Consider the following 10,445-nt stretch of genomic DNA (forward strand, 5'->3'; position numbering starts at 1 on the left):
CTTTTTAAGTGTTTATTTAGCATACACTTTTATTTGAATATGTATAAGTGTATATTTTACGATTGCTAAAAATGTTATATCGATATATATCCCACACCTGAAATGTTAAGTTCAGGTGTTTTTTTATTTTTTAGAGGTGATAAAATGAGTCATTATTTGAATTACGCTATTCAATTAGCAAAAATGGTAGAAGGCCAAACGGGTTTGAACCCACCAGTTGGATCTGTAGTAGTAAATGATGGGCGCATTGTTGGCATGGGAGCCCATTTACAAAAAGGTGGCAAGCATGCTGAAGTACAAGCTTTAGATATGGCTCAAGACAATGCTAGAGGCGGAACTATATATATTTCGCTTGAACCATGTACGCATTATGGTTCAACACCACCATGTGTAAATAAAATCATTGAAGCGGGTATTAAAAAGGTTGTCTATGCGGTTAAAGACACAACATTACCTTCTGAAGGCGATGATATATTAGAACAGGCAGGCATCGAAGTGATATTCCGCCCTCAATCAGATGCAGAATCATTATACAGAGATTTCTTTATGGCTAAGAACGAATCCATTCCAGAAGTTACAGTTAAAGTTTCATGTAGTCTTGATGGCAAACAAGCCACTGACAAAGGCGAAAGTAAATGGATTACTAATAAAGCCGTGAAAAATGATGTGTTTCATCTACGTCATAAACATGATGCTGTCTTGACTGGTAGAGGAACGATATATGCAGATAACCCACAATATACTACACGTATTGAAGAAGGTAAGCATCCTATAAAAGTCATTTTATCTAAAACTGGTGAAATTGATTTTAATTTAGATATTTTTCAATTAAGAAATGAACCAATATGGATTTATACTCAAAACAAAAATTTAAAAACAAATATTGAACATGTTGAAATCATAGAATTAACTGATTGTTCAATTAAAAATATATTAAAAGATTTATATCAAAGGGGAATTGGAAGTGTACTAGTTGAGGCAGGGCCCACAGTAACTTCTGAATTTCTACAATCTAAATTTACGAACGAACTAATCTTATATTATGCCCCGAAAATAATAGGTGGTTCTGGTAATTATCAATTTTTCCAAAGTGAAAGCATTTTTAATCTATCAGAAGTACCACAGTTTGAAATTGTAAATTCACAAATGCTTGAGCAAAATATTAAACTAGAGTTACGAAAGAAGTGATCGTCCATGTTTACAGGAATTGTTGAAGAAATAGGAACAATAAAGAAAGTATCCACGCAACAGTCTGTAGTTAACTTAAAGATTGAGTGCCGAACGATTTTATCAGATATGCATATCGGGGATTCAATCAGTGTTAACGGCGCATGTTTAACGGTGGTGGAATTTGATCATCAAAGTTTTTCAGTTCAAGTTATTAAAGGTACAGAAAATAAAACTTATTTAAACCAATTAACTCAATCTGCTGAAGTGAATTTAGAAAGAGCAATGAGTGGTCAAGGACGTTTTGGTGGTCACTTTGTTTTAGGTCATGTAGATGAAGTTGCTAAAATCACACGCATACAAGCATCTGACAACTCTAAAATCGTTACTATTAAACCAACAACTAAACTGATAAAACAAATGGTTAGTCAAGGGTCAATTACAGTAGATGGTGTGAGTTTAACTATTTTCCAACTAAAAGAAGCTGAGTTTGATATTCACCTTATACCAGAAACAAGAAAATCAACTATTTTAAATCAGAAACGTGTTGGCGATCCAGTCCATATAGAAACTGATATGCTATTCAAATATGTTGAACGGATAATCAATTCTAACGAATCGGAATTGAGCCCAGAGAAACTTAGAGCATTTGGATTTTAGGAGGGGTAATATGCAATTAGATAGTATAGACAAAGCTTTAACAGCCTTAAAAAACGGTGACAGTATTATCGTTGTAGATGATGAAAATAGAGAAAATGAAGGCGACTTAGTAGCTGTAACAGAATGGATGCATAATGATACTGTTAACTTTATGGCCACATATGGTAGAGGGTTGATTTGTGCACCTATCAGTAGTGATATAGCTAAAAAATTGGATTTAAACCCAATGGTTAGTAATAATTCTGATGTTTATGGCACACAATTCACAGTTAGCATTGACCATGTCGATACAACTACAGGTATAAGTGCTGATGAGAGAATGTTGACAGCAAGAGCTTTAATAGATGATCGTGTAAGTGCGGCTGATTTTAATAAACCAGGTCACTTATTTCCATTAATAGCACAAGATAATGGTGTGTTGACAAGACGTGGACATACCGAAGCATCAGTCGATTTAGCTAAATTAACAGGCGCTAAACCTGCCGCATTAATTTGTGAAATTATGAATGATGATGGTACTATGGCAAAAGGTGAGTCTTTAGAAATGTTTAAAGAAACTCATGGTTTAGTAATGATTTCGATAGAAGATTTAGAAAAATACCGTAAGTCGGCTATTTCCAAATTAGAAGCAAAAGCAAAGGTTAAAATGCCAACGGAGTATGGCGTATTCGATATGTACGGTTTTACAACTTCTGATAGCGACGAAGAAATAGTGGCTATCGTCAATGGCGATATTAAGCAAACTGAAAATGTACGTATACACTCAGCATGTTTAACAGGAGATATATTCCATAGTCAAAGATGTGATTGTGGTGAGCAACTAGAAGCGTCAATGAAATATATAAATGAACACGGTGGAATTATTTTATATTTACCTCAAGAAGGTAGAGGTATTGGATTAATCAATAAATTAAAAGCATATGAACTGATTGAACAAGGTTATGATACTGTAACAGCAAATATTGCTTTGGGCTTTGAAGAAGACTTAAGAAATTATGAAAATGCTGCTCGAATTTTAAAATACTTTGGTGTTGAAAGTGTTAATTTATTGAGTAATAATCCTAAGAAATTTGAAAGCTTAGAGAACTATGGTATTGATATTACTAAACGTATTGAACTTGTCGTACCAACTAATAAATATAATCAAGATTATATGGATACAAAAAAAGAAAAAATGGGTCACTTAATATAAGGAGGAAATTAGAATGAATTTTGAAGGTAAATTAATAGGTTCTGATTTAAAAGTTGCTATAGTAGTAAGTAGGTTTAATGATTTTATAACAAATCGTTTATTAGATGGAGCGAAAGATACTTTAATTAGACATGAGGTGCCAGAAGAAAACATCGATGTTGCTTATGTACCTGGTGCATTTGAAATTCCTTTAGTGGCTAAAAAATTAGCTGAAAAAAGTGATTACGATGCTGTTATCACGCTAGGTTGTGTGATTAGAGGTTCGACTTCACATTACGATTATGTATGTAACGAAGTAGCCAAAGGTATTTCTAAAGCAAATGATGTGACTGATACACCGGTGATTTTTGGAATTTTAACAACTGAAAATATCGAACAAGCTGTTGAAAGAGCTGGTACTAAAGCTGGTAATAAAGGTTCGGAAGCAGCTGTTAGTGCCATTGAAATGGCAAATTTATTAAAAGAAATATAAAAATCCTCAAGCATTTAAACGAGGATTGCGGTTAATAGTAATTAAATTATACGCTTAAAAAGTGAAATATATGAACATTGCATGATGACTAGAAAACTAAATTACTTGTATTAAGTTATATAGCAATCTAGCCAACAGTGGCAAAGCGGGTATGTAATATCAATTTATTAAATTTGGTGTTACATACCCGTTATTTTTTATTTCTTAAAAATACGGTATAAAAATGTTGTTGCGAGTGCAAATGATGCTATAGCACCACTAACTATACCGACTTTCTTAAGAATATCTGGTTTCATAAATTCTTTAAACATTAAGTTTAAATTTTGTGGTCTCTCTGCTAGCCTACGCATAAAGTAACTAAACCAATCATCTCCATAAGGTACGTAGATGCAGAAATTATTACCTTCACCAGCAATTTTTTCTGCTAAATCTGTACGGAACCCATATAACATTTGGAATTCGTATTGGCTTCTTTCAATATTATTATCTTTAATAAATTGTTTCATGTGTCTGATGATTTCATCATCATGTGTAGCAATTGAAGTTACATTTTTTGAATTTAAAAGCCTTTTTTCCATCAAACGAATATAGTTTTTATCTATCTCTTCTTTTGTTTGATAGGCTATAGTATCGCTTTCTTTATAAGCACCTTTTACCATGCGTAGTCTTAATTCTGGATATTTATCAATAAGTGCGTCAGCTTTATATAAATATGCCTGAATTACAGTACCTACATTTTTAAATTCACCTTTTAAGCGATCTAAAACTTGGGTGATATCGAATAGACTATCATACTTTTCAGTATCTATATTAATATGCATATTATCAAATTCATTGGCTTTCAATAATATTTCACGTAAATTGCGATAAGCAAGATCTGTATCAAACTCTGAACCTAGCTGGCTCAATTTAATAGACATGTGACCATCTAAGTTATGATTGTAAATTGCATACATCACTTCTATGATTTGGTCTTTTGCTTGGATTGCTTCACCTTCAGTTAGAACAAACTCACCAAGACAATCAACTGTAACAGTGATTCCCTTGTTATTTAAACGTTCAATTGTGTCCACCAAGGCAGTAATAGTATTACCTGCAACTACTTTATTTGCCCCGAGCATTGGCCCGATCTCCTTGGCAGTCTTATTCAAAAGCGGATTATTTGATAATCCGATAAAAAAATTCTTCACAATTGGCATATTAATTCCTCCTATTCCGCTTATAGCTATGTTTCATTAATAGTGTAGCATGAATCAAATAGTAATGAAATCGTTTACAATAAAATATATTACACTTTAAATTATTAAATGCACTCATGAGTTCCATATTGAAGAGAGTTATAAATTTAGTTGTAGGAAATAAACTCATTTTTAGAGTTGTATTGTTATGTTTAAAATGGAAAAACTACATGATATTTTGATACAATACAGTTAATGAATTTAAAGTAGAAGGGGAAGTATGGAAAATGTGGAAATGGGAAACCGAAAATGAAGCCAAAGGTATTGTGGTGATTGCACACAACATGCTTGAACATACAGGTAGATACGCATATGTAATTACAATGCTTCGCCGTAATGGGTATCATGTGATTATGGGAGATTTGCCAGGACAGGGGCAAACCTCACGTTCAAACAAAGGGCAAATTGATAATTTTGATGTATATCATGAGCATATACTTGAATGGATTCGAATCGCGAACGAATATAAATTGCCAACTTATGTCTTGGGCGTAGGATTGGGTGGTTTAATTGTTTTAAACATGCTTGAAAAAGTGGAGGTACCTATAGAAGGGTTGATGTTACTTTCACCATTACTTGAGTTTAAAAAAAGTAATAAAACTAGAAAAGATAAGATTATTTCTAATATAGGTAAAATTGCCAAAGATACGAGATTTAAAGTTGGTATTACGGTTGAAGATTTAACCAGAAATTCTGAAGTAATCGATGAAACAAATAATGATCAACTTATGCTACAAAAAGTCACATACCACTGGTATAAACAAATTATTGAGATAATGAAGGAAACGGTAAATCACTTAAAAGATGTAAAATCGTTACCATTACTTTTAATGTATGGCACAGAAGATAAAGTAGCCGATGTCACGGCGATGGATTTAATAAAAGAAAAAATCATTACTGAAGAATTATATTTCAAGGCTTGGGATGGATTATACCATGAAATACATAATGAACCTGAGAGAGATGAAGTCATGAGATATATTTTAGCTTTCTTGAATAATAGTTCAAGTAATAATGGTTTCATAGTACATGATGAAAATGAAGTCTCATAACAATCAAAAAGTCTAATTAAAGGTTTGCTGCATATATATGCTAAGAAGAAATCGTACTAAGGTGTACGGTTTCTTTTTTTATTTATAGCTTCAAATATAAAGAAATATTTAATTTGTGAAATAAATCACAAAAACATTGCAATTTTTTATAGACCCTGTTATATTTAATTTGTGAAATAAATCACATAAAAGTTCATATACGTAAGGAGAGTCTTATTATGGAATATATTAAAAGTAATAAAGTAGTTTTAATTGGAGATGGCGCTGTAGGCTCTAGTTATGCATTTGCATTAGTTGCTCAAGGGGTAGCGGATGAATTAGTGATTATTGATTTAGCAGAAGAAAAAGTTAAAGGTGACGTGATGGATTTGAACCACGCTGCACCTTATGGTGGGTCACCTATAAAGATAAAAGCGGGTAGCTATAAAGATTGTGATAACGCAGACATAGTTGTAATTACTGCTGGCGCTGCTCAAAAACCAGGAGAAACAAGATTAGATTTAATTGAAAAAAACACAAAAATATTTAAAAATATAGTGTCTGAAGTTATGAATTCAGGATTTGATGGTATTTTCCTTGTAGCTACAAATCCTGTAGATGTTTTGACTTATGTAACAAGAGAAGTTTCAGGTTTACCAAAAGAAAAAGTCATTGGTTCTGGAACGATATTAGATACTGCAAGATTTAAATACGAATTAGCAGAAGAATTTGGCGTTTCAGATAGAAGTGTTCACGGACAAATTATAGGCGAGCACGGAGATTCAGAATTGGCAGTTTGGTCACAAGCAAATATTGCTGGTCAACCATTATATCAATTACTTAAAGATGATCCTGAAAGACAACACAGAATTGAAGAAATTTTTGTGAATACGCGTGATGCGGCGTATGATATTATTCAAGCTAAAGGGGCGACATACTACGGTATCGCTATGGGATTGGTTCATATTACAAAAGCTATATTAAACAATCAAAATCTCGTCTTAACAGTTTCTAGTTATTTAGAAGGAGAATATGACCAAAAAGGTGTCTATGTTGGTGTACCTACAAAAATTAATCGACAAGGGGCAGTGAAAGTATTTGAAATACCTTTAAGCGAGGAAGAAGAGAAATTATTCAACAATTCTGTCAACATTTTGAAAGAAATGCAAAATAAAATATCTCATTTAATTGCATAATTCATAGTTTGAATTTAAACTGTATATAAGATTAATTTTATTAAAAATTCTAATATTTATTCAGTGAAGAATTTATATCACAATGAATGGTGATTTTTATGAATTAATTTTACATGTTTAAACTTTATTCTATGATTGGGGGATTATTATATGGGGAAGACATTTGCTGATAAAGTTGATGGCGTATTGCAATTGGAATCGGTATTAAAAGAAATTGATGATATTTTTGCCAAAGTACAAAAGCAATATAAAATGTCAAAAGAAGAAATATTGATTCTTCTTACACTTTGGAAAGAAGGTTCAATGACTTTAAAGGAAATGGATGATTTTGTTCATATTAAGTCTTATAAACGTACAAGAACGTATAATGATTTAGTTGAAAAAACTTGGATCATTAAAGAAAGACCGCAGAATGATGAACGTACAGTTATCATACATTTCAATGAAGATTTAAAAGATCAACGGGAAAGTCTTTTAAACTTCTTTAAAGAAGAAATTGATGGCAAATCAACTAGTATTCAAAACAGTCTTAAATCTATCATTAATCTATAGGGAATAGTAAAGCCACAGTGCCTAAGCACTGTGGCTTTATTTTTATAAAAAATAAGTACTGCATATATCATATTGTATCTAGATGTGTCTTGTTACTATCTTTTTTCGATTGCACAAATAAATGGTGGGTCATTTTGCTGATTGATAAATTGATATTGTAAAATGTGAGCTTTATTTTGATCAAAGTTTTTCAAATAATTTATTACAGCATCGCGTTCGATTTTTCCTTCTTCATGGCCTGGATAAATTACCAAGATAATGATACCTTCTGCTGATAAAATATCAAATATTGCTTCGATAGCTGCAATAGTGCTATTCGGTAGTGTAACAACCGATTTATCTCCTTTAGGAAGGTAACCTAAATTAAATATTGCAGCATCTACCGTTCCATGTGATTCAGTAGGAATATATTTCTTCACTTCGGAATGACTGGCATGATGAAGGGTTACATTATCAAAATCTTTCGTTTTTTGCTGTGTATTTAGAATTGCAGCTTCCTGTATATCAAAAGCATGCACATGACCGCTTGTAACGTGTTGTGCTAGAAATAACGTATCATTTCCATTTCCGCAGGTAGCATCGATTACGGTGCTCTCTTCATGTGTGTGTTGTTTGATAAGTGACTTGGCAAAAGGGAGAATACGTTCTAATTTCATGATTTTACAGTGCTTTCGAAAAATTTACCTTGATAAGATGCTCTACGTGCTAGTTCGTTATCAATTTCATTCAATACTTCCCATTTATTGACACTCCACATTGGGCCAACCATTAAGTCAATCGGACCATCGCCAGTAATGCGGTGAACAATCATTTCTTTTGGAATGATTTCTAATTGGTCACAAACTAAGTTTGTATATTCCTCTTGCGACATAAATTCAAGCATACCTTTGTCATACTGTTTGACCATTGGTGTGCCTTTAAGTAAATGAAGTAAGTGAATCTTGATACCTTGTACATCCATTTGTGCTACTTCTTTAGCTGTTTCCATCATCATATTATAATCTTCACCAGGTAAACCATTAATGATATGTGTACAGATATTAATATTATGCTTACGTAATTTAGCTATACCTTCATAATAAGTTTCCATATCATGTGCACGATTAATTAGATCTGAAGTTTCTTGATGAATTGTTTGTAAACCTAATTCTACCCATAAATATGTACGTTCATTAAGTTCTGCTAAATACTCAACTACGTCATCTGGTAAGCAATCAGGACGTGTACCTATAGATAGACCAACAACGCCTGGTTCTTTTAGTGCAGTTTCATATTTTTCGCGTAATACTTCAACAGGTGCGTGAGTATTAGTGAATGCTTGGAAATATGCGATATATTGTCCGTCATGCCACTTTTCATGCATTCTATCTTTAATTTGTCTAAATTGTACTTCGATAGGATCCACACGATTTCCTGCAAAATCACCACTGCCTGCTGCTGAACAGAATGTACAACCGCCATGTGCGACAGTACCATCTCTATTTGGACAATCGAAGCCACCATCAATTGCAACTTTGAATATCTTTTGTCCAAATTTATTTTTCAAGTGATAATTCCATGTGTGATATCTCTTATTCTCGAATGCGTAAGGGAAAAATTGTCCCATATAACATTTTCCTTTCTAAATTCATTCTAGTTAAAGATTTTAACATATTTTAGTGATATAGTGTTTAGAGTAAAATGAGAAATTTAATTTTAGAAGGGAGCTTACTGTTATGAATATGCCTAAATCAGTATGGTGGTTAGTTATTGGTATGGCATTAAATATCACAGGCTCAAGTTTTTTATGGCCGTTAAATACAATTTATATGAATGAACAATTAGATAAAAGTTTGACGATGGCTGGATTAGTGTTAATGATTAACTCTTTTGGTATGGTCATAGGTAATTTATTAGGTGGTAATTTATTTGATAAATTAGGTGGTTATAGGACGATTATGATAGGCACTGTCATCTGTTTGATGAGTACAACGTTACTAAATTTTTATCATGGTTGGCCATGGTATGCAGTGTGGTTAGTAGCTTTGGGATTTGGTGGCGGCATGATAATACCAGCAATTTATGCATTAGCAGGTGCGGTATGGCCTAAAGGTGGTCGACAAACGTTTAATGCGATTTATTTGGCGCAAAACCTTGGTGTCGCCATTGGTGCTGCTTCAGGTGGTTTTGTCGCAGAGTTAAGTTTTAATTATATATTTATTGCTAATTTATTGATGTATGTAGCTTTTGCAATTGTTGCAGTTACTCAATTTAACATTAAATTAGATGTGAAAGTAAAATCGAATGATGCGATGAGTTTGTTATCGAAAGCATATCGACCACAATTTATAGCGTTATCGTTGCTGTGTGTCATGTTTAGCATATGTTGGGTAGCATATATTCAATGGGAAAGTACTATTGCATCATTTACACAAGAAATAAATGTTTCTATGAGTCAATACAGTCTACTGTGGACAGTAAATGGTATTATGATTTTGGTGGCTCAACCATTGATTTCACCTGTTGTTAGGTTGTTAAAAGGTAATTTGAAATATCAAATGCTTGTAGGGATAATAATATTTATACTGTCATTCTTTGTTACAAGCTTTGCGGAACAATTTTCTGTATTCATGGTAGGTATGATTATACTTACGTTGGGTGAAATGTTTGTATGGCCAGCGGTGCCGACTATTGCTAACCAACTTGCGCCAAGTGGTAAAGAGGGATCATTCCAAGGTTATGTTAATTCTGCTGCTACGGTAGGTAAAGCATTTGGACCATTAATCGGCGGTGTAGTGGTTGATACGTTTAATATGCAGGCTATGTTTTTAAGTATGATTTTCTTACTTGTGATAGCACTAATATTTTTAATGATATATGATAAAAAATTATCAAAAGAAATATAAATGTAAGTATAATATAAAATTTACTAATTGTTATTATGATATTTTAAATAAA

11 protein-coding genes are annotated in these 10,445 nt (G+C 32.6%); 8 read left to right on the forward strand and 3 right to left on the reverse strand.

Annotated elements, in window-relative coordinates; genetic code table 11:
- Positions 1-144: 144 nt before the first annotated feature.
- Genes ribD through ribH form a run of 4 tightly spaced genes read left to right on the forward strand, consistent with a single transcriptional unit; the run spans position 145 to position 3,491 of the window.
- The gene (gene ribD / locus BTM19_RS00450; protein WP_029376997.1) at positions 145-1,188 is read left to right on the forward strand and encodes a bifunctional diaminohydroxyphosphoribosylaminopyrimidine deaminase/5-amino-6-(5-phosphoribosylamino)uracil reductase RibD; all 1,044 of its coding nucleotides are present in this window, start codon (positions 145-147) and stop codon (positions 1,186-1,188) included.
- A 6-nt stretch (positions 1,189-1,194) separates the two neighbouring features.
- On the forward strand, positions 1,195-1,827 hold the full coding sequence (ribE, locus tag BTM19_RS00455; RefSeq protein ID WP_029376998.1) for a riboflavin synthase: 633 nt from the start codon (positions 1,195-1,197) through the stop codon (positions 1,825-1,827).
- A 10-nt stretch (positions 1,828-1,837) separates the two neighbouring features.
- Positions 1,838-3,019, forward strand: a complete 1,182-nt coding sequence (locus tag BTM19_RS00460; protein WP_029376999.1) for a bifunctional 3,4-dihydroxy-2-butanone-4-phosphate synthase/GTP cyclohydrolase II — start codon at positions 1,838-1,840, stop codon at positions 3,017-3,019.
- Between the two features lie 13 nt (positions 3,020-3,032).
- A complete protein-coding gene (gene ribH / locus BTM19_RS00465) occupies positions 3,033-3,491 on the forward strand; it encodes a 6,7-dimethyl-8-ribityllumazine synthase (RefSeq protein WP_029377000.1) in 459 nt (152 codons plus the stop codon).
- 197 nt (positions 3,492-3,688) lie between these two features.
- Here ribH and BTM19_RS00470 read toward each other — a convergent pair whose 3' ends face one another.
- On the reverse strand, positions 3,689-4,690 hold the full coding sequence (locus BTM19_RS00470) for a proline dehydrogenase family protein (RefSeq protein WP_029377001.1): 1,002 nt from the start codon (positions 4,688-4,690) through the stop codon (positions 3,689-3,691).
- Between the two features lie 266 nt (positions 4,691-4,956).
- On the opposite strand from BTM19_RS00470, the gene BTM19_RS00475 reads away from it, so the two are divergent.
- The 3 genes from BTM19_RS00475 (at position 4,957) to BTM19_RS00485 (ending at position 7,508) form a co-directional block, all read left to right on the forward strand.
- The gene (locus BTM19_RS00475; RefSeq protein WP_029377002.1) at positions 4,957-5,781 is read left to right on the forward strand and encodes an alpha/beta fold hydrolase; all 825 of its coding nucleotides are present in this window, start codon (positions 4,957-4,959) and stop codon (positions 5,779-5,781) included.
- Between the two features lie 218 nt (positions 5,782-5,999).
- Positions 6,000-6,956, forward strand: a complete 957-nt coding sequence (locus BTM19_RS00480; protein ID WP_029377003.1) for an L-lactate dehydrogenase — start codon at positions 6,000-6,002, stop codon at positions 6,954-6,956.
- A gap of 150 nt (positions 6,957-7,106) precedes the next feature.
- Positions 7,107-7,508 carry a transcriptional regulator, SarA/Rot family gene (locus tag BTM19_RS00485; RefSeq protein WP_029377004.1) on the forward strand — a complete coding sequence of 134 codons (402 nt, stop codon included), beginning with the start codon at positions 7,107-7,109 and terminating at the stop codon, positions 7,506-7,508.
- 95 nt (positions 7,509-7,603) lie between these two features.
- Here BTM19_RS00485 and mnmM read toward each other — a convergent pair whose 3' ends face one another.
- Together mnmM and mnmL are read right to left on the reverse strand one after the other, a co-directional pair.
- The gene (gene mnmM, locus BTM19_RS00490) at positions 7,604-8,164 is read right to left on the reverse strand and encodes a tRNA 5-(aminomethyl)-2-thiouridylate-methyltransferase MnmM (RefSeq protein WP_029377005.1); all 561 of its coding nucleotides are present in this window, start codon (positions 8,162-8,164) and stop codon (positions 7,604-7,606) included.
- A complete protein-coding gene (mnmL, locus tag BTM19_RS00495) occupies positions 8,161-9,114 on the reverse strand; it encodes a tRNA modification radical SAM protein MnmL/YtqA (RefSeq protein ID WP_017722183.1) in 954 nt (317 codons plus the stop codon). The genes mnmM and mnmL overlap by 4 nt, the downstream gene beginning before the upstream one ends.
- A gap of 109 nt (positions 9,115-9,223) precedes the next feature.
- Between mnmL and BTM19_RS00500 the strand changes: the two genes are divergently transcribed.
- Complete coding sequence (locus BTM19_RS00500) at positions 9,224-10,393, forward strand: MDR family MFS transporter (protein WP_038678744.1); 1,170 nt, start codon at positions 9,224-9,226, stop codon at positions 10,391-10,393.
- Positions 10,394-10,445 lie beyond the last annotated feature (52 nt).

Origin of the sequence: Staphylococcus xylosus (assembly GCF_002732165.1) — a bacterium.
Classification (GTDB): domain Bacteria; phylum Bacillota; class Bacilli; order Staphylococcales; family Staphylococcaceae; genus Staphylococcus; species Staphylococcus xylosus.

Excerpts from the sequence above, each read along its gene's own strand:
- BTM19_RS00470 (WP_029377001.1), bottom strand. The coding sequence starts at position 4,690 with ATGCCAATTGTGAAGAATTTTTTTATCGGATTATCAAATAATCCGCTT.
- BTM19_RS00460 (WP_029376999.1), top strand. The coding sequence starts at position 1,838 with ATGCAATTAGATAGTATAGACAAAGCTTTAACAGCCTTAAAAAACGGT.
- ribE (WP_029376998.1), top strand. The coding sequence starts at position 1,195 with ATGTTTACAGGAATTGTTGAAGAAATAGGAACAATAAAGAAAGTATCC.
- BTM19_RS00480 (WP_029377003.1), top strand. The coding sequence starts at position 6,000 with ATGGAATATATTAAAAGTAATAAAGTAGTTTTAATTGGAGATGGCGCT.
- mnmM (WP_029377005.1), bottom strand. The coding sequence starts at position 8,164 with ATGAAATTAGAACGTATTCTCCCTTTTGCCAAGTCACTTATCAAACAA.
- BTM19_RS00475 (WP_029377002.1), top strand. The coding sequence starts at position 4,957 with ATGTGGAAATGGGAAACCGAAAATGAAGCCAAAGGTATTGTGGTGATT.
- ribD (WP_029376997.1), top strand. The coding sequence starts at position 145 with ATGAGTCATTATTTGAATTACGCTATTCAATTAGCAAAAATGGTAGAA.
- mnmL (WP_017722183.1), bottom strand. The coding sequence starts at position 9,114 with ATGGGACAATTTTTCCCTTACGCATTCGAGAATAAGAGATATCACACA.
- BTM19_RS00500 (WP_038678744.1), top strand. The coding sequence starts at position 9,224 with ATGAATATGCCTAAATCAGTATGGTGGTTAGTTATTGGTATGGCATTA.
- ribH (WP_029377000.1), top strand. The coding sequence starts at position 3,033 with ATGAATTTTGAAGGTAAATTAATAGGTTCTGATTTAAAAGTTGCTATA.
- BTM19_RS00485 (WP_029377004.1), top strand. The coding sequence starts at position 7,107 with ATGGGGAAGACATTTGCTGATAAAGTTGATGGCGTATTGCAATTGGAA.